General features: G+C 49.8%; 14 protein-coding genes. 8 read left to right on the top strand and 6 right to left on the bottom strand.

Features of this window, described 5'->3' with window-relative positions; all coding sequences use genetic code 11:
• Positions 1–368: 368 nt before the first annotated feature.
• Together Pla144_RS21755 and Pla144_RS21760 are read right to left on the bottom strand one after the other, a co-directional pair.
• Positions 369–1145: a hypothetical protein gene (locus Pla144_RS21755; protein WP_146452814.1), complete on the bottom strand. Its 777-nt coding sequence runs from the start codon at positions 1143–1145 to the stop codon at positions 369–371.
• 207 nt (positions 1146–1352) lie between these two features.
• A complete protein-coding gene (locus tag Pla144_RS21760) occupies positions 1353–2555 on the bottom strand; it encodes an ISH3 family transposase (RefSeq protein WP_146452815.1) in 1203 nt (400 codons plus the stop codon).
• 528 nt (positions 2556–3083) lie between these two features.
• Here Pla144_RS21760 and Pla144_RS21765 point away from each other — a divergent pair.
• On the top strand, positions 3084–4601 hold the full coding sequence (locus tag Pla144_RS21765; RefSeq protein WP_146452816.1) for a sulfatase family protein: 1518 nt from the start codon (positions 3084–3086) through the stop codon (positions 4599–4601).
• 406 nt (positions 4602–5007) lie between these two features.
• Here Pla144_RS21765 and Pla144_RS21770 read toward each other — a convergent pair whose 3' ends face one another.
• A complete protein-coding gene (locus Pla144_RS21770) occupies positions 5008–5451 on the bottom strand; it encodes a hypothetical protein (RefSeq protein ID WP_146452817.1) in 444 nt (147 codons plus the stop codon).
• 759 nt (positions 5452–6210) lie between these two features.
• On the opposite strand from Pla144_RS21770, the gene Pla144_RS21775 reads away from it, so the two are divergent.
• The 5 genes from Pla144_RS21775 to Pla144_RS21795 all read left to right on the top strand — a co-directional run bounded on the left by Pla144_RS21775 (position 6211) and on the right by Pla144_RS21795 (position 13710).
• Positions 6211–7404 (top strand): LamG domain-containing protein, encoded by a 1194-nt coding sequence (locus Pla144_RS21775; RefSeq protein ID WP_146452818.1) that lies wholly within the window; start codon positions 6211–6213, stop codon positions 7402–7404.
• 138 nt (positions 7405–7542) lie between these two features.
• Positions 7543–8574, top strand: a complete 1032-nt coding sequence (locus Pla144_RS21780; RefSeq protein ID WP_197530922.1) for a DUF1559 domain-containing protein — start codon at positions 7543–7545, stop codon at positions 8572–8574.
• 202 nt (positions 8575–8776) lie between these two features.
• The gene (locus tag Pla144_RS21785) at positions 8777–10174 is read left to right on the top strand and encodes a sulfatase-like hydrolase/transferase (RefSeq protein WP_146452820.1); all 1398 of its coding nucleotides are present in this window, start codon (positions 8777–8779) and stop codon (positions 10172–10174) included.
• Positions 10146–11777 carry a sulfatase gene (locus Pla144_RS21790; RefSeq protein ID WP_146452821.1) on the top strand — a complete coding sequence of 544 codons (1632 nt, stop codon included), beginning with the start codon at positions 10146–10148 and terminating at the stop codon, positions 11775–11777. Before Pla144_RS21785 ends, Pla144_RS21790 begins: the two co-directional genes overlap by 29 nt.
• 1015 nt (positions 11778–12792) lie before the next feature.
• On the top strand, positions 12793–13710 hold the full coding sequence (locus tag Pla144_RS21795; protein ID WP_146452822.1) for a hypothetical protein: 918 nt from the start codon (positions 12793–12795) through the stop codon (positions 13708–13710).
• A 272-nt stretch (positions 13711–13982) separates the two neighbouring features.
• Here the strand turns inward: Pla144_RS21795 and Pla144_RS21800 are convergent, their stop codons facing one another.
• On the bottom strand, positions 13983–14720 hold the full coding sequence (locus Pla144_RS21800; protein WP_146452823.1) for a hypothetical protein: 738 nt from the start codon (positions 14718–14720) through the stop codon (positions 13983–13985).
• Positions 14721–15209: 489 nt separating this feature from the next.
• Here Pla144_RS21800 and Pla144_RS21805 point away from each other — a divergent pair, with 489 nt between their 5' ends.
• Positions 15210–15401 carry a hypothetical protein gene (locus tag Pla144_RS21805; RefSeq protein ID WP_146452824.1) on the top strand — a complete coding sequence of 64 codons (192 nt, stop codon included), beginning with the start codon at positions 15210–15212 and terminating at the stop codon, positions 15399–15401.
• A gap of 219 nt (positions 15402–15620) precedes the next feature.
• Here the strand turns inward: Pla144_RS21805 and Pla144_RS21810 are convergent, their stop codons facing one another.
• Complete coding sequence (locus Pla144_RS21810; RefSeq protein ID WP_146452825.1) at positions 15621–16031, bottom strand: hypothetical protein; 411 nt, start codon at positions 16029–16031, stop codon at positions 15621–15623.
• 11 nt (positions 16032–16042) lie between these two features.
• Positions 16043–16753, bottom strand: coding sequence for a ParA family protein (locus tag Pla144_RS21815; RefSeq protein ID WP_146452826.1), 711 nt, complete (start codon positions 16751–16753; stop codon positions 16043–16045).
• A 583-nt stretch (positions 16754–17336) separates the two neighbouring features.
• On the opposite strand from Pla144_RS21815, the gene Pla144_RS21820 reads away from it, so the two are divergent.
• Positions 17337–18482 carry a replication initiator protein A gene (locus Pla144_RS21820; RefSeq protein WP_146452827.1) on the top strand — a complete coding sequence of 382 codons (1146 nt, stop codon included), beginning with the start codon at positions 17337–17339 and terminating at the stop codon, positions 18480–18482.
• Positions 18483–19289 lie beyond the last annotated feature (807 nt).

Genomic DNA, 19289 nt, shown 5'->3' on the forward strand with positions numbered 1-19289 from the left:
GGGCAACATTGCCAGTACTCCTGAACTTAGCCACCCACAATGCCTTGTGTTGCCTTGGATATTAATCGGAGACCGTCATACACATCCCGTTGGCAACTCTCTTTACTATATACAGGAAATCCAGTGATTGCTGTATGGAATGGCTCGATAATTGCCAAAAAACATCTGCTACTAAATAGAAATGGCCGGACAGCAAAAAAACTGCGGAGCAACAGCGAGATGAATAAACGCTGTTGTTCCGCAGCCTATACATTCAAAAAAATCCAAACGCTGAAAAATGAATTTCTTAGTCTCTACACTCTGCGACGCATTGAACACATCAAGCAAGTTCCAATCCCCCATGCCAAGAACGCACTGGCTTCCGGAACCTAGGACTGCTGAATCGAGGTACTCCCGTTGTCGTAAGCGATAAGGAAATCGCCTGAACCAGCCGAAGCACCTCCTAGCGTTATATCGCCATCCGTGATGAAACCTTCGAATCCAGCCGTGTAGTCCACACCACCGTTGAGGACCGTCAGTACGCCCGTGCTGCCAAGTGTGAAATTGAATTTACTACTTCCGTCGTCATAGATATTCATTCCGCTGGCAGTCACTGTCCCAGCCGACAGAGTGTACGTACCCACTCCACCATTGCTATTGCCTAGATCGAGCGTATCGCTGGGAAGGAGCACAGTACCCCCCGATTGATTTACAAACGCGTTCTGTGCGCGAGCGACTTTGAAGCAAGCAGTCATGCTCACGGAGGCGTTGTCTTGGATGTTTAAGATCGAATCACCAACAGGAGCAGCATCACGCCCAAGCGCAATAGTCCCTATTAGCGACCAGGAGCTTGAGTCCTTGAACGTCAACGTGCTATTCTCGACCCTGACTTGAGCACTACCGGTAAGCGAAGAATTCCCCAAGAAGGTAATGTTGGCGTTGTCGAGGGCGTTTACGTCACTGTGGGTGGTGTCAAATCCTGAAGGAACAGTCCCGTCGTTCCCAAAATTATCTGGGAGCCCATCGTCCCAGTTTAACTCATTGTTTATGACGGAATCGTCAGCCCCGGTAAAAAGTGTGGCCCTCACAGAGGTGGTGCTAAATAGTCCGCCTCCCAAGGCGGCGGCGAATGCACAGGTAAACAAAAGTCTTACATGCTTCCTCATTGAAAAGTACTCCCCACACAACGCGATCAGTGATGCTAATAGCAGACGAAGAAGTCCCTACCCGAGAGACTTTGCACCTGCAAAGGCAGCGCATATATGCCTCTAAAGGAGTATTGTGCTCAGGTCTAGGAACTTACCGGAAAAATCATGCTTACTGCCAAAAAGAAGCGGTTTTTGCAGTTTCAGTAGTTCCCAATACTACATGCTTCAGTAGTTTTCTGTAAGTCTTTGATAGGCTTCATATTCGATGCCTTGCTTGCGGTCGGCTCCGAGGTGCTTTCCAACGACTTGGCTGATCCAGAGCAGCATTTCTCGGAAGCGGAGTAACTTTAGGAATAGTTGCGGTTGGTCGCTCCATTTTCCTTTGGCCATCTTGAAATGCAGCCAGACCCAAACGTTTCGCAGCACCAAGGCGATGCCAACAAAAAGCAGCCGCAAGGCGGGGTCCCGGGTACAGGTCTTGATCCGCGCTTCGTTCATCTGGCGATAGCTGGTCTCGATGCCAAAGCGAGTGCGGTAGGTTTCGCGAATCTGTTTGGGGGTCAGGCGAACTTTCCAAACCGCGTACATCAGCTTCTTGGTGCGACGCTTGCCGGACTTCTTGTGCGTATACCTCTTGCTGGCAACGCAGATCGTGAGCTGGGTACGGCGAGTTTTGCCGTCGATCTTGCCTTGATGACGATAACGATAGTAACCGTTCTTCTTCTTTTGGATTGCACGCAGACCCGTCGCCTGCTTGCCACGCTTCGGTTTGCGACCCCGCACGACCGCTGGAATAATGAAACCGTGCCCAGCACGCTTCAAGTAAGACATCACCTCGACGTTGAAAAACTCCTTGTCTAGCAGGAGAAATCGTATTTTCACCTGCCGACGACGAACGATGACCAGCAGCCGCTGGAGCACTGCCTTGAGCTTCTCGCCATGCTCCACAGGGGTCAAAGCGAGTGTATAACGATGGCCTTTGTGGACCACCGCCACGGTCGCGTAGGCATGAAAGTGTGTTGTGCCACTCTTGGGTGCGCTGCGATAGATTTCCTTTTCGTGCTCCAGTGGCTGACCGTGATAGGGAATCAACGTTAGATCGACGGCTATTCTCCGCCGCTTGCGAAACAGGGCTTTGGGAAGTTCGGTTACCAGCGAGCGATTCAGTCGACGCTCCAGTTCGGAGATATCGGGGAGCGATGAGTCGAGCGCATTGCGAATCGTTTGGTCGCACGGTGCATCGGCCAAGTCGCGACACACAGCGAAAACGCTGGTCATCCGCGCCGCTGCGATCAACAGAATCTCGAATAACGTGCTGGCAGTGCATTTAGTCCCTTCGTACTCCAACTTCAAAGACCTAGCCAGCCAATCGTTGGCATAGCCGTGTACTTCATTCTTGGTAACGATATAATCCTGTTGTGAACGCATGGCTCCCTCCTTGGAGAATGATTTGATTTGACAAAAACCATTGTCCTGAGGGACCTTGCGTTCACCTATAGAAATCTTGCGTATTGGGAACTACTGAGTTTATTGTTATCTAAGACGAGGTCTAAGTTCGCGGTACCCGTTCTGGCGTAATTTCGATTGTCAGGGGTTCACGGTGATACCGTTGTGGTATCCGATCCTTCGGCAGTGGAGAGCGTTCGTCCTTCAGGGCACCTGGCAGTACAGTCGTGATGCGAATACGGTGTTGTCCGACAAGCACGCCAATCTGTTCACTAACGACTCGGGTAAGTATGTATTGCCCCTGTTTGTCTGCTTTGCCAGAGGAAGCAAGCGATAGCCCAAGACTTTCGGACAGTGAGATAACCGCTATTGAATGATAGGTAACTCATTACGCATTCAACTGCTTGTCTTGCAAGCTTGTTTAACTAAAATCGGGGAATGCTAGTGGATTCAACAAGAATCTCCCACGATCGAATTACAAATCAATTCTAAATTGAGCGAGAGCATACGATGAAACTCCAGGTAGTAAGTTTAGCATTCATCGTACTTCTTTTCTCGGCAGCGGTCCCTAAGACTCTCAATGCGGCGCCTAAGGCCATCACGCCCAAAAATGTCGTGATTATTGTCGCGGATGATGTGGGCACGGGAGACGTGAAGTGCTACGGATCCGAGACGATCGACACGCCGAATATCGACCGGCTGGCGGACGAGGGGCTCTTGATGCGGGCTGCTTACACGACCTGTTCAGTCTGCAACCCGACACGCTACTCGATCATGACTGGTCGTTTGCCTTTTCGCAGCCCTTTTCGAGATCCTAATTTTGCGAAGAGTTTTGACAAAGGGAAATTCCCATTGTCGATCCCTCTTGACCTGCCGACACTCCCTCGCTTCATGCGAGAACGGGGATTCCATACTGCTGCGATTGGAAAGTGGCACCTCGGCTACGGGGAGACTGAAGCCGACTATGAGGGCGTGATGACGCCAGGACCGGTCGACATAGGCTTCGATGTACACTTCGGAGTCCCTGGAAATCACAACGACCGCTTCGAGCGATTCGTCATCGGTGACAGTATTTACCGTCCCCTTTCCGTAGAGCCGGGCCCGGCCCGTGTGGACGACCCAACACGACCTGCAGAGTCAGTCGAGCGCATAGACGACCTAGTCGACACCACGTTGACCGCACGAGCATGCGAATTCATCGACAATTCGGCCGAGCGACCGTTCTTCTTGTATCTTGCTTACTGTGCGACCCACACGCACATTACGCCGCGGGCTGACTTTCGTGGTCGGAGCCGCATTGGGCAGCTAGGCGACTACATGATGGAACTCGATCACCACGTCGGCGAAATCATCGATCAGCTCGAGCAACAGGGCGTCACCGAAGAGACTCTCATTATCTTTACTAGCGACAACGGTGGGCAAGAAAACGACGTCAAGGAGGCTGGGAGCAGCCTCACTCTCGCCGACGAAACGGGCGAAGTCGCCCTCAAGGCTCGGACCGCGAAACGCATCGCACGCACGAAGTACGGTCACAAGACCAATGGCCCTCTGCGTGGTTATAAGGGCGGTATCCACGAGGGAGGTTTTCGCGTGCCTTGCATTGCCCGTTGGCCCGCGGGGATCAAAGCAGGAATTGAGACTGAAGCGGCGTTCTCGCTTGTCGACCTGTTTGCGACTATCGCGAACCTTGTCGCTGATAACCCTGAAAAATGTGGGGAAGATTCGATCGATCAAAGTGCAGTCTTACTTGGCGAGAATGAAAACGGACAGAGGCGCACGACGATCTTGAACGCACCCAATGGGCGGCTTGCGGTGATATCGGGCAGTTGGAAACTGTTGACAAGGAAGCCGGTCAAATGGAAGGCCGACACGCCCAAGCTCGACAGCCTGCCAATCGAACTCTATGACCTTGCCAACGATCCCTATGAGAAGAACAACCTTGCCTCATCTAGACCAGAACTGATCGAACAACTCAAAGCAGAACTGAAAGTTGCATTAGTCGTCGGAGCCGATGCCCAGAGCCATTGACAAACTTGATTGTGATCTTTTGTAGAACTTCCAGTGGTTCGATGTATTTCTTGGTGATCTCAATATTGTCACTAAACAGCGAGAGTTAGGGTTGGGTGTGTATTTCGCACTATAGCAAGATAATGAATCAACTCTTTTTGAAACGGAGATCCTCCGTATTGCGAAACTTGATGATAAGACTCCAGACAAGGTAAGCCAGGTCATCTATTCCACTGCATGGAAGCTTCATGAAAATTAAACTTTAGACAGCAAGCAGCCCAGAAACGCTCAGGGTTCCATTTACATCTCTTCGGCCAGTTGATTAAACTTCGGGCGTACTCCCTCGCGACAATCGTTAATCAGAGATTTTCTTCGAGACAACACACATCGAAACTTAAGCCAAGTAAAGTAACAAGCTATTTCTGTGTTATCGTTTCTTTTTTGTGCTTGTTAATTCGAAGTTAGCTTGATCAGTGCCGCCCTGTGGCACTTGAAATGTCAGAATTGAGCGCCGATGATATTCATCGGGAAGCAATTCTTTGCGCACTATCTTCACGCGTTCATTGGAGTCTTCCTCTGCAATCATCGTGCGGATAGCAACTCTGTGAGAAGCTTGTACGGCACCCTTACGGTCATCAAAAGTCGTTAGTTCATAGCGCCCTTGCAAGTCAGTCCGTCCAAAGGAACCTGGCCCAGCAATTCCATCTTCGCTACTAGAACGGGGATCAAAAGTAACGTATGCATCCTCTAGAGGCTCACCATTTAAAGTAACCAGTCCCGATACTGGTACGATGGTGAATCGATCCTCGCTACAACCGCTAACAACTATGAGGAAAGCGATAACAATCGGAGTGTGTATTTTAACGTTCACTTGAGTTCGGCACTTTCTTTAGGGAGTATTTGAGAATGACACAGAATTGAGAGTATTCGAACACGCTACTTTTGAAAAAATACGCTGTGAACAAAATCGCCGTCAGTCTGCCTAGAATCATAAGTGGCATGGGAGTTCAAGTAAGTGTAAAAGTCTTGTGGCAGTGAATGGCAATATCTCCTGAGCTTCGAAAGTCGGTGGCTCTATGCATAAGTATTGAGCATTCGCAAGTTAAAATACAGAGGTAAAAGTCTCCTCATCTACCTAGCCAGCAATATAATCTTCGGCTACGAGATCGCAAGTCGTGAGATTCTGCTGTATGTAATTGTTTGCCATTGCTAGACTTACCAATAATTCTTTTAGTATGTTTCATTGATCCGCTTCTGCCTATTAAAATCGCCGACCTCTGGAGCCCCACATTGAAATAGGCTGCTGAACGCTTCATCCAATGCCCAACCTCTTGGAATAGGTATCAATAAGACTCTAACGGGAATTTTCTGAAGATTTTCGGTAAGTATCCGCTGGCAACTACAATACTTATATGAGGCTATTGGTACATGCTGGCCAGCACATTGACGCATGAGATGAAGCAGCATGCCTAGCCTTCGGCCCATGTGGCAGCTGTTGGCCTATAAAGTGACTTTTTTTGAATTTCTTTTCGACCTCAAATTTTGATTAACCGCCACGCAAAGTAGATGTTACTTGTCTACCGACTCTGCCTTCTCGCTCACTGGTTTATATTTCAAAGGAAAGTGACAAATGTCATACTCATCTATTACGCAAAATCGCATTCTGCGAGCAAGTGTTTTTTGGTTCACATGTACTAGTGCTTGCTTAGTGCTGGGTTTTTCAGCCGCTCAGGGCCAGGTAACTCCTGGCGCAGATCTCGAGTTTAATGCTGCACTCAACCCCGTTGATGGCACTGATTTGTGGTATCCGAACATCGATACTATGCCGTTCTTGGCCTCGGTTGAAGATCCCGGTAATCTTTCCATTCCTCGTGAATATGTCTTCTTTAACCAAACCCAAAGCTTCAGCACGGTCAGTGATTCTGCGTTTCCAGGGATTACAGGGAGTTACAGTAAAGGTGGATCAGGACGTGCCCGCCATGTAGGTGCTCAAGACGGGCCAGGTGATACAGACAATCCAGTTGGCTGGTTTCTGGCACCTGGCGATCCTGTGGCCCCGAGGGACACTGAAGGCACGTTCGAGATCTGGTTCAAGAATAATAGCTTGACTGGTGGAGATCAGGTAATCGCCGAGTGGGGTGGAGGAAGCAGAGGTGCCTACTTTAGCTTGGTAAACGATTCTCTTTCTTTCTATGTCAATGGCAATGCCAACGACTCCAACAATATCGGGTTGAGTACCACACTGACTACCGCCGGTTGGCATCAGGTAGTAGGTATTTATCACAACGTAGATTTCGATACGAGATCTGCTGTCGGGGACGATTATATCTCATTGTATGTTGATGGGGGTTTCATTGCTGATACCTCCGCTACACCTGTGTCGATCGATCGATGGTCTGGCGGCAATGCCTGGGGCGTTGGCGAGATTGGGGTCTCCAATCAACCGATGGCCGCCGAAAGGGCTGAACTAGGACCGCTCACGGGGGGGGGGGCAGCTACGGACCCCAATAGGGAAGCCCTCGACGGGGATATCGCAATCGTCCGTTACTACTTCGATCAGGTTTTGACCCCAGCCGAAGTGTTAGCCAATTACGAAGCGGTCACATCCGGTCCCTCGGCTGATGTCGACCACGATGGCGATGTCGATGGAGCGGATTTCCTCGAGATCCAGCGTACGGATCCTTCGTTAATAGGCTTATGGCAATCTCAATATGGTGCCGGCCCTTTGGTATCTGCAAGTGCCGTACCTGAGCCTGGTACATGCCTGCTCCTGGCTTGTAGTGCCCTGCTTTGCACTTTTGTTTCGGGTCGAAGCAAGAGATAAACTTTAAGTCTTGTATATATAATATCTGCATTTCGTTGGACGTTAGAGGCTGGGCGGGACGGGGCAGTCTCGTCCAGTTCTGGCATTCAATAAGATTCGCTACGGGTTATGATTTTAGCCATAAGGATGTTAAACCAAATGAAGCTCAATTCCGAAACTCTCTGCTTTACGAGCAGAGGTCAAACAACTTCCCGCAAAGCTTTCACTCTTGTAGAGCTGCTGGTAGTGATTGCTATTATCGGCGTTTTGGTGGCCTTACTGTTGCCGGCCGTTCAAGCTGCCCGGGAGGCCGCACGGCGTATGCAATGCGTTAATAACCTCAAGCAAATAGGACTGGCATGCCATAACTATTATGATTCACATGGGTCGTTGCCACCGGGGGTCTTGACTAAAGACACGAATAGAGGAGACGAGGGGAACTCTCAAACTAGTTGGGCGGTCGAAATCCTGCCATATCTCGAGCAGAAAAATATTTACGACAGATACATACCGGAAAATGGCGGACCCTTTGACATTAATAATCAAGACGTCTTGCAGACGTTTGTCGCCGCATATATCTGTCCTTCTGATATGACAGCAGGCGAGCTGCGGGAAACTTTTACAGGTGGAGCTGGAGGAGGCTTCAAATATGCGCCAGGATCCTACAAAGGTGTTGCAGGGATACCGGGTATAGTGAATGGCACAATCATTTGGTGGGACTCTGGTAGGTGGGATACTTTCACAAAAGGAAACGCGTTTGATCTCAGGGGGCCACTTCACGCTGTTGATGTGGATGGCAAGGTGAAAGCCGAAACTTTTGCGCGTATTACCGATGGTACTACGAATACTATGCTCGCTGGCGAATACATGACGTTAACGAGCGATGGAAGCAACTTGGATTTTAGGCGACCAGCTTGGGGAATTTCATTTAGAAACTTTAACTTGAGTCTAATGTCTCCCGATAGTGCATTACGTATCGCGGATTACGCTGCGTGTGAAAAGGCGCTGGGAGGTGCCGGTGCGATATTCGACTGTAAACGAGCATTTGGCAGCTTTCACACAGGTGGGGGCATCAACTTCGCGCGTTGCGATGGCAGCGTCACTTCCATTCAGCCAGACATCGATGGATTTGTTTATGAAGCCATGGGTACCGTTAGTCGAGAAGAGCCGCCGGGTGGATTTTCGTACTGACTACAAATTACCGAAGAAATCAAATTCCTGGTTCATAAGGTGAGCTCTTTAAAGCGTTCCTTTTTGCGGAAGAGCCAATCACGATTTTCTTCAATTTCCTGATGGGAAGAGACTCGACTGCCCGCCCTATCTCCAGATGCAAAACGTCAAGAACCAATCTCAAGCGGCTTCAGGCAAACGAACCATTGGTTGAGTCACGGCAATGCCTCAACAAATCAAGGGACTTATCATGGCATCAAAGTATTTAGTTGCATTTTACTTGCTCGGGATTTCTTTTATCAGTCCTAGCAACAGTCTTGGCAATGAAAAACCTAATATCCTGATCCTTTTTGCTGACGACGGAGGCTATGCCGACTTCGGGTTTCAGCCTGATGTAAAGCCTGACATGGCTAAAATGACCCCGCATATCGACAGTATTGCAGCTGCCGGAGCACGGTTTACGCAAGCCTATGTTACTGCGTGCGTTTGTTCTCCCTCACGTGCTGGATTGATGACCGGCCGTTACCAACAACGATTTGGACATGACGCAAATCTACCACCCTTGTTTCCAGGGGGGCTACCACTTTTTGAAACTTTTGGGGCAGAGCGTCTCCGACAGATTGGTTATCACACGTGTCTAATAGGAAAATGGCATCTTGGATATCCAGAGGAGTATCAACCAAACCAACGTGGTTTCGAGTATTTTTACGGTCTCTTACAAGGCTCGCGCAGCTACTATCCGTACGATGATCCAACAATGGATCGCGTGATTCTCCGCAACGACATCGCAACTCCCGAGGAAGGCTATATCACAGACCGACTCGGAGACGCCGCATGCGAATACATTGAGAGCCATAAGGAGGAGCCTTTTTTTCTGTTTGTTTCCTTTACGGCGCCGCATGGCCCACTCGAGCCGCGCAAGGGTGCTGCTGACGAGAAGCGCGTTAGCCACATTCAAAATGCCCATCGCCGAAAATATGCGGCCCTGATCGCTGCCCTGGATGACAACGTCGGTAAAATTCTATCAACTCTTGAGAAGTGTGGATTAGAAGACGATACTTTGGTTATCTTCACGAACGATAATGGCGGACCAGGACCAGACAAGACAGGAGCTAACAATTTCCCCTTGAAGGGGTACAAGGGGCACCTTGACGAGGGTGGTATTCGAGTACCTTGGGCTATGCGTTTTCCGGGTGTCATCCAACCCGGTTCCGTGGTCGATCAGCCGGTAATTACGCTTGACATTCTGCCGACCCTTATCGAATTGACCGGGGAATCGGTTGATCCTGCGTGGAAGCTAGATGGCCTTAGCCTGCTCCCCTTGCTAAGGGACTCGAATGCGAAACTATCAGACCGCACTTTGTACTGGCGAAGAAACGGCCCTGACGGTCCCATTGCCATTCGCGATCAAGATTGGAAGCTAATCATCTTGAGGAATTCTCCTCACGCAACCCCCCAGCTATATAACTTGGCAACCGACGTTGGTGAAGAGAATGACGTCTCGTCAGAGTATCCTGAAGTCGTAACACGACTTTTGGGTAAACTGAAAAGTTGGGAGTCGGAGCTTAGCGTTCCCCTATGGCACAGCAACTATGGCAAGACTTCTCAGAATTCAAAGTGAGCTCCCAAGCCTCTTGTATCGTTTGGCTTTGGCGGTACTTTGTCTCAATCTATCACAGATAGCTGCGGCTCCTGCACAGAGTCTCGTCCCTCCGACGGAACCGCCACAGCATACTACTATCGAGCGGCCAAATGTCTTGCTTATTATTGTCGATGATTTGAATGATTGGATCGGGGAGATGGGCGGTCACCGACAGGCTATCACACCGAATTTGGATCGACTACTTTCTGAAAGTGTATGCTTTTCCAACGCCCACTGTAATGCGCCGGTATGTGCCGCCTCGCGAAATTCTATGCTCAGTGGCTTGCGCCCTTCGACGACCGGATGGTACGACAATACCAAGACTATTCGCGATACGTATCGGCAGGTGCTTGGCAAGGTGCCACCCTTGCCGGTGCATTTTCGCAATAACGGCTACTTCACATTGGCAGGTGGTAAGATCTATCACAATGGCGTTGCGGACTTTGCACGTGATGAGTTGTGGAACGAAACTAAGCCAGTTTATAACTTGCCACAAGAATTCCGAGAGTTTGGACATGGCTATGGTGGTGATTACTTCTATCCGTTTCCCCGTGACGGCGGCCAGATATATCAGCACTATGGCAAAAGAGTACGCGGGCAATCGTTGTGTTGGGGAGCACTCGATTCTATCGATATCCCACGCGGCGTCATGCCTGACGAAGAGCTGGCGGGCTGGGCTTCAGAACAGTTGCAACGGACGTTTGACCAACCGTTCTTCTTTGCTGTCGGTTTCCGTCGGCCACACGTTCCCTTTACTGCACCCAATAAGTATTTTGAACTTTACAGGGAAGCCTTTCTCGAACTACCCGAGGTCCCTAATGACGAAATGCAAGATATCCCTGTTTACGGCAAAGCGATGGCCCTTGGAATGCTACCTGGTGGCGATGACCAGAATGTTGTTGATATCGGCCCCGACTTCAGGCGTGAACTCGTCCTGGCGTACTTGGCCTGTGTCTCTTTTGTTGACGACCAGGTTGGCAAGGTGCTTTCAGCTCTTGAGAATTCACCCCACGCCGATAACACGCTGGTCGTATTCTGTTCAGATCACGGGCAGAGCCTAGGCGAAAAGAGACATTGGCGGAAGCAGTGTCTGTGGGAAGAAGCGACACGCATCCCGTTAGCAATTCGCTTGCCGGATACAACTTCCAACGGTCGCACTTGCCCCCGAACAGTAAGCTTAATAGATCTGTATTCCACACTAGTTGAACTATGTAAATTGCCTCAAGTAAAAGGTGTCGAGGGTGTCAGCCTTGTGCCACTGATTAACAACCCCGAGCTTCCTTGGAACCAACCCGCGGTAATGACCTGGCACTACAAAAATCACTCGGTTCGCAGTCAGCGATGGAGATACACCCTTTATCGCGACGGCGGTGAGGAGTTGTACGACCATAGTAACGATTCGGCGGAGCACTACAATCTGGCGGGTGATCAACAATACGAAGAGATAATCGAAGAACATCGCCGTTGGCTGCCAAAGACCGAAGTACTGCCTGCGGGGATGGTTTCGTGGAAGGGTGATTCCCTCGAGCAAACGATTCAAGAGTGGTCAGAGACAGGCGGACCGCCTGAATGGCTTAGGTGATTTGAAACGCAGTGGGTAGTGCTCAGAATTGGAGAATCGGTTAGTCGTTAGATTTGGATGATCGAAAGAACTCTTGGATATTCGGATATTCAATGTTTCAATAAATCGCCTTCCCGATATGAAATTGCCCTGTTCTGCACATCCGTGGGACACCCTATCACTCCAAAACTACAGCAGAGTAAACCAACCCCTAATCTCATTGCGTGTGGTACCACTTTGGGGCGCAGGCAAAGATCGCAAAGGCGCAAGGCACGGCACCTTATAAAGCCTGAGCAGGGATTTATTACGATACAGATGAACACTATCTTTCGCCTCTAAAATCCCTGAATAATCAAAATAAATAGTTGTTTTCCGTTACTGCTAATGTACGGATACGTGTTTCGAACCCTTTTTTGCTTTTTTCGGTAAATTTTGCTCCCTTGGCAACAATACATAAATGGGGACGCTACTAATCGCCACGGTATGCCTCGTAGCTCTGTGGCGTTGCCCCTGCGAAGCGAAGCTACGTCCAATTGGGCTTGTCCGTCTGGGGAGAAAGGTAACAGCAACCGTGGCGTGATGCCTAGGCCTTTCACCTGTGAGCATCCTGGCGATTTCGCCGATTCGAGACGTTGATTTTCGTATGTACTTTGTTTTGCTTAGCAACTTAGAGAAACTGATTGGAGGAAACTAATTAGACCAAAAATGTATCGGCCGCTCTAGTCGCATCGCTAGCCACCAGCGTTAACGATTGACTTGCCTGGGTCGTAGCTCCGCTTCTGCTCCTTTCAGAGAGGCAGAGCGGTTGACGTCGGTTATATCCGTCGCACCAGCTGCTGTCGGATTACTTAACTTTTCGTTTTTCAGTTCGTGACATCGCTGATTTACTCGTATCCTTCTACCGTTTAGGTTCCATACTGCTTGACCTGAGATTGGAGAACGGGTTGAGAAGGCGGTGTTTCTAGCCAAGCAATCTGAAGACACGTTCTTACGATTGTTACACTTTTTAACGAGGGAAGATCTAATGAAGAAGACTATGAGAACAATAACTCTGGGAATGCGCTTTGCAGCAGCAGTTTTGCTCAGCCTGGGGCTCGTACTGCCCGCCAGTGCTGGTTTGATTGTTGATTGGGACAAAGCGAACTACACTGCAAACGCCCCATTAAATGATCCTTTGGCAACCGATTCACACTTTGTGATTGGCGCCGCCAGCAACCCTAGTGGTTTTATCCAAAACTGGAATCCCGGTTCAGCAATTATGGACGCTACCATTGCTGCCGGTGGCGGCGCTGTATACTCGAACAAGCCTCTCTACGGTATCATTCAGACTAAAGGTGAAACCGCTCTTTCAGGTCTTGATACTGCCGGCGACCTGATCAGAGGAGATGGGAACAATGCTGGCCTTATTGGGCAAATCTGGTTTGGAATCAATGGTACTGTCAACGCAGTACCTGGTGCGAATGCAATTGCTGGGATTCTCTCCATTCAGGCCGCGGATTTTCTAGCCGGTGGTGTTAGCCCAGGAGATACAATCAGCAGCATGGTTATCGATATATTCGACCAGCGCACAAGCGACACCGCTACCACTCGCTTGGCTGTGAAGAGTGGTGGGACGTGGTATGTGAGTGATGACAATTTGTCTGGTGAAGACCTCGATGGCCATATCCTTTCGTACACCGGCGCCGATTGGGCCGCCATGACGGCCTCTACAGCTGGTTCGACTAGCTTGATGACTGGTACTGGGCTGACATACAATATTCCCAATTCCGCCCTAAATGATATTGAAGAAGTTGGTTTCTTCTTCGAGGGCCAGTTGGCGGCTGCCTCGACAGCGCGAGCACGAATCCGTGTAAATAGCATCGAGGTCACAACCGTTCCAGAAGGATCGACTTTCTGCTTGCTTGCACTCGGTTCTGTGTTAGCAGTCGGCATGAATCGACATCGTCGATCCTAACCTGATTCGATCTTGCAAGAGCTTGGTTTTAAGGCTCGGGTGTTTCACCCGGGCCTTTTTGCTATGCTTTCTCCCTCTAAATTGTTTATCTCTTCGATAGGTCCCAAACTCCCAGCCTCGTTTTATGGAGGAACGGATTGGGTACGGTTTTGATGTCATTTGTTTTGCTGAGCTATGATTGTCCACAACAAATGTCAACACTTAGAAAACGCTATCCCCGCAAACAGAATGATCTAAACAAACGAGTAGGATCAGCTGCAGAGCATAAACCGCTAATTCGATGATTTACTGATACGGAAGTTCTTGAATCGCGAGATGCGTCCTGGCATCAGCCGCAACCCAACATGCCCCTGGTCAATCCCAGGTTTATCTTGGTTCACAAAATGGCATAGTAGCACCTTTGACGGGTGTCGAAATTCGATGAACAAATCCTTGTACCGTTTAATAATGGTGATATGGATCCATTCGTGATTTTCGAAAACTCTTGTCCCTTCGATTTCGCCAGATAGTTCTGTTCCTTTAAGTCCCTCATTCTTTAATGGAAGGTAGCGGCGCCCGCGGATATAGTCGTTTGGGTAAGCAGCGTAGCTAATATGGTAAGTATTCATGTTGAGAAAATAATCGCTCATCGCAGCCTTAGTTCTCCGATCAGACCACTTGGAAATATCAACTGCATGACCGTTTTGACCATCACCAGTGGCCTGAATATAGACGATATTCACTCCAATATTGTGGGAATCAATACGTTTAAAATCATACTCGATGCGAAGGTCTCCCTCGAAGCTCGCCTTCGTCCACAGAACCGCATAACCATCGGTAGCATCAATTGTGATCCCCTCGACATCGTTGGTGACCTCTGCCTTCTCACCATCGAGAAACCATCGTAGTTTCCAATCATCACAGCTTGAATCGAAAAAAGCACATGTCCACTCAGATCTTAATAGTACTTCGAAGATGTTCCGTTCTTCAGTTTCCTCGGCACTTACCATCTCCACCTGAACAGGTATCACAAAGCTCCAAGATAGAAGCAAGCAAACTGCAAGTTGCCACGAATATCTCATTGCATCTCAGCTTCGGGAAAATGTGTTTGTTAAACTATAAGTGGCCATAAATAAGTGGCCATAAAGAAAGGTACTCAGGTAATTGTATTCTATTAAACTGTTGGGATATAGTTGGGTTATCGAACCAACTCTTGTATTCATTGCTTGATCGACAATAAGACAGAAGACGATCTAGAATTAGTGGCCTCCTTATCAAGTAAAGAATCGGACTTACCTAGAAAACTGCGTGGCGTCAGAGGGAGATGTTTGTTGGCACGGAACGAAGCATGAGGCAGGATTTGGAGAAGGCTCGACAGCAAGGGCAACTGGTTGATTTGAGCGACGAGGCACGGCGAGTGGGTCCGCTCTACTCTCTTCCCCTGTGTATAGAGGCCATGTAGTTGAAGCTAAGAAAGCAAATTCGCCCAACCCCCAGAATTGCAGCAAGAATCCTCGATAGTGCTTTCGTTCGTAGATTCCGAAGAGGCCCCTCGCGGCCAAGTACTGGTGTTTCAGCCAACCGCATTAGAAGTCCATCGTAAGGCCGGAGAATGGTTTGATGAATCGGAAATCTACGATTTTGTTGGTGAGCGACTCGATCAAATCCCTGCCCCATCAATGCGACTCTACTACCGGGCTCGGGAGCTTTAAAAAAGCCGGGCTCGATTGGACGCGGGTGGTTCCTGAATCGGCAGGGAGCCATCGAACTCGCCTAGCCTTAGAATTGTTGGTGGACGATTCCTATTCGACCCAAGAATCAAGGGCCCAAAGTTTCAAGGCCCAGGGAGGTGGCTGCCGAGCAACCTACTTCAATTACGCCAAGCGGCTGAAGACTCTGGTGTCCAAAGCATAAACCTAAGCAGAATTATGTCATTCTGAACTGAGGAATCCCAGCTGCTTGAGCGCCAAATTGATGCCCAGGTCGGCAATTTCTTGTTCGTTGGCTGGCTCGCCCAATTCCAGCTGTCCACGCCGTTCTTTACGTTTCTGGCCATCGGCGGCGTCTCGTAAATTAAGGCTCGTCGTATCGCGGAGCCCAACAGTGTGCCGTACCCAGATCGGTTTCAGATTCGTGGCTAGAATAGTAGGCGGGCTAACATTCTCAGTGAGAAGAACAGTTTTATCGGGGAGTTGTTTTACTTTTTCTAGCCGTAGAGCCGGTTGAACTACTTTCAAGTCCGTTTCGGCGTCTGACAGGGGCATTGTCTCAAGAGGAACGAGATTCTTTCGCAACTCTTTGGCAGCCATGAGTGCCTCATTGATCGATCGCTTTTGTTTCATATTCTTCTCATTTAGCTGTTGCCAGCTTGTTCCAGCCGTTGACTGTGCCCGCCAATGGTGACGACCATGTCCGTCAAGAGCTCGGCAAAGAGTGCATTCAAGTCTTCATGAGCGTGTGACCTTCCCCCCTCAACGACCACGGAACCATTAATCCTGGCAGTTTGAAAAGCCGAACTATCGATGCGAACCTTCTGATTCATTAGCTGCAATTTAGGACAAATCGCATGAATCAGTTCGACAATGCTTTGTGGGTCACGGCCAGTCTTGGTTCGACCATCCAGACAATTGATGATGACCCGTGCTTCAAGAAGTGGATTCTCGAGCCGGGCTTCTTCAATAATCTGCTGGACAACAGAGAGCGGCTCAATGGCATCGAACTCGGGTTTCACTGGAATGAGTACAAAATCGCTGTGCTTGAGTAGTTCGATATTGGTTTGTGCTGTACTCTGGAATCCTCCGGGTGCATCGGCCACCGTAAACTGAAATTGTTCTGCCAGTTTTGGTAGCAAGACTCGTAGTTCCTTGGAGTCTGCTGGTTGATAGATGGGGATTTCTGGGACTGCCTGTCCCACGCTCGTCGTTAGGGATTTATTGCCATAGGCCCCGGCATCCAGATCGATGGCGGCTACCTCATGCCCCTTTCGATGCAGCCAGACACATAAATTGCTGGCGAGTGCCGATTTGGTGACTCCACCCTTAGAATGTGCGAAGGTAATGTTCATAGATCCCACCCTGGCACATTTATGTCGGATCTCACAAGAGGTTTTTTGGGCGTTTACCCGTCCGGTCGTGCGACCGCGCGAACGTACGTGCGGTCGCTCCCGCGATGGAACGAACCATGGGTGCCTTCATCGCAAAGCCGTTTAACCGTTATCGTGAGGTATCTCTTTTTCGCCTCGGCACGAACGTGGGCGCTGGCAGAAGATCTCGTTTTGCCAGTTCATCGTTCGTAAGCTTGATTGCTCCTAAGTCGGAGTCACAATTCCCACACAGATAATAGCTTGCTCGATGAGACGTACTCGATGTATGTAACTTGAGTAGTATCGAAGATCTCGCTCGAAATTGTAACGTGTTGCCGGACAGGCTCATGTGTCGCCGGACAAGCATTACTCGTGTTGCGAGACAAGGTTCTCACGTGTCCTGAGACATTTTGTCACGTGTTCTCAGACAAGAACTGTCGTGTCGCCAGACAAGTTCGGTGGTCATTTCGTGAGTGAATTCAGGAAGTTGGCAGGAGCGGACTTATGAACTAAATGAACATAAAGAACGTTTATGGACTTTTTTCGAGAATAATCGAGGAGGAAAGTGATACGAATTAGAAGCAAGCAGATTGAAGATAAGGTAATACCGCTTTTCGGAAAGGATGAGATGAATCTCGTCGAGTTTCCGTTCGGCCCCATCAGTAACACCCGTGTCAAAACGATGGAAGTAGAGCATGAAACGTTTGACCGCATGCTCAAACGACCGGTCGTGCGAAAAATGCTGATTACCGGTTCGGACGCTTTTGGACTGCCACGACCGATTGACGATCAAGTCCTCGTGGGAATGAAGTTATTGACGCACGAAACGGGCTATCGGTCCCGTACAGTTGATTTCAGTCGCTACTATCTGTGCAAATCAATCGGCTGGCCACCCGATGGCAGAGCCTATCGTCGGCTGGAGGAGTCTTTTGATCGAATTGCCGGCACGACGCTCAAGTTCAAGAACGCCTGGTGGGACAAAGGAGAGCAGGAATGGAAATCCAAAACCTTCCATTTGATTGAAGAGGTCAACCTCTGCTCTCGGGACCGGCTCGACCGGGCACGTGCCGTTAGCGGCTCCGCTGAGCAGCGACTCTGTTCCTTCGTATGGACCGAAGTCATTTGGAAGAGTTTTCAGGACGGATTTATCAAGACTCTCAACATGGAACTGTTTCGCAGAATCGGCCAAGGGCGTCGGCGCGAAGTCCCCCTTCGGCTGTTTCGCATCCTTGACAAACGGTTTCATCACAATCCCGTCGCCAAATTTGATCTGCGCCGGCTGGCTGTGGGTACGCTGGGACTCTGTCCGACTTACAGCCCAAGTCAAATGGCCCGCGTCCTGGATCGGGCCGCCAAATGGCTGTGCGATTGTGACTATCTCCAAGAGATGTGGTATGGAACCGAAAAGGGCACAGCCATGATCTTCTTTCGCAAACGCATTGAGCCACGCCTGCCGAAGCAAAGTAGAAAGTCCGCTGTGACGATAGAATCGACGAATGATCAATTCAAGTCCTGGCTCGCAAGTCAACAGGAAGACGAACTCTTGGCCGGTGAAACAACGGCACTGGAGATCGGATTTGGTTCAGACTTCGAACGTCGCATCGTGCAGGAGGAGCGATCTAATGGAACGCCCCTCCTTCAGTCACGGCGGATTCGTCAGGAGTATGTCCGCCGTTTCCTGGAGGTCAAAGCAGGTGCGTCTGCGAATTAACCGACGACGTCGGCTGGCTGGGTCATGCCAAGAGGTTCCGTGTTGTAATCGATCTTTTCATTGATTTCTTATTCCAAACCATGTTATAGATTTCATTCAGGAGGGCACAGGATAGGCCCTTCGACTGTCGATGATCGTAAAACGCTTTGACAATTCCATCCGTTTGGGAGTGATCGCCCGAGGAGCATGGCCGCCAGCCATGCGAAAGGGGACGGAGTTTACCGCCCGTCACGATCGCTTGCCGGTAGAGCCGGATGCGCGGAAACGTGCTTGTCCGGTTCGAAGGAGGCTTTCCAGAGTAATCCTTTCGGACCGAACTGCTTTTGTATTGCAGTTCACACAACAAGAGAGTAATCCTGGATCTCTATCCTATAGACCTATTCTCTTTTCGCTCCGAAGGGGGGCGATGCGGAAAACCTTGCGATGGAGTTCTATCGCAAGCTGTCAATTTCAAAGTTGGTGATGCCATTCCAGTTACAGGAAGGCGTAATCCACCCAGGGGACACGGACCTCCAGCGGGAGACTGTATGACCTCGGCCGGCGTGGGGAGTTTCCGACTTGGCGACAAGCGGAATCGGGCGGTGACGCGCCCGGCGTCTAGCGGAAGCTAGCGACGAATAGCTCAACTATGAAAGGCCCGTGAGGGCTTGCCGGTCAGCTTCGAGAGGGTCGATGCCGAAATGCGTACGTCGGCGGCGATAGCCGTTACGTACTGGGGACAAGCAACCGTTTCACGGTAAGGGGATCTTCTAGATTCGCACCCTGAAACCGTAAGGGATGGACCGACTTCGTCGGTCACCTTGCGTC

The organism is Bythopirellula polymerisocia (assembly GCF_007860015.1).
Lineage (GTDB): Bacteria > Planctomycetota > Planctomycetia > Pirellulales > Lacipirellulaceae > Bythopirellula > Bythopirellula polymerisocia.

What these genes read in the sequence shown, in the direction of transcription:
- Pla144_RS21755 (WP_146452814.1), bottom strand. Translation starts at nt 1,145, where the DNA reads ATGAGGAAGCATGTAAGACTTTTGTTTACCTGTGCATTCGCCGCCGCC.
- Pla144_RS21760 (WP_146452815.1), bottom strand. Translation starts at nt 2,555, where the DNA reads ATGCGTTCACAACAGGATTATATCGTTACCAAGAATGAAGTACACGGC.
- Pla144_RS21765 (WP_146452816.1), top strand. Translation starts at nt 3,084, where the DNA reads ATGAAACTCCAGGTAGTAAGTTTAGCATTCATCGTACTTCTTTTCTCG.
- Pla144_RS21775 (WP_146452818.1), top strand. Translation starts at nt 6,211, where the DNA reads ATGTCATACTCATCTATTACGCAAAATCGCATTCTGCGAGCAAGTGTT.
- Pla144_RS21780 (WP_197530922.1), top strand. Translation starts at nt 7,543, where the DNA reads ATGAAGCTCAATTCCGAAACTCTCTGCTTTACGAGCAGAGGTCAAACA.
- Pla144_RS21785 (WP_146452820.1), top strand. Translation starts at nt 8,777, where the DNA reads ATGCCTCAACAAATCAAGGGACTTATCATGGCATCAAAGTATTTAGTT.
- Pla144_RS21790 (WP_146452821.1), top strand. Translation starts at nt 10,146, where the DNA reads ATGGCAAGACTTCTCAGAATTCAAAGTGAGCTCCCAAGCCTCTTGTAT.
- Pla144_RS21795 (WP_146452822.1), top strand. Translation starts at nt 12,793, where the DNA reads ATGAGAACAATAACTCTGGGAATGCGCTTTGCAGCAGCAGTTTTGCTC.
- Pla144_RS21810 (WP_146452825.1), bottom strand. Translation starts at nt 16,031, where the DNA reads ATGAAACAAAAGCGATCGATCAATGAGGCACTCATGGCTGCCAAAGAG.
- Pla144_RS21815 (WP_146452826.1), bottom strand. Translation starts at nt 16,753, where the DNA reads ATGAACATTACCTTCGCACATTCTAAGGGTGGAGTCACCAAATCGGCA.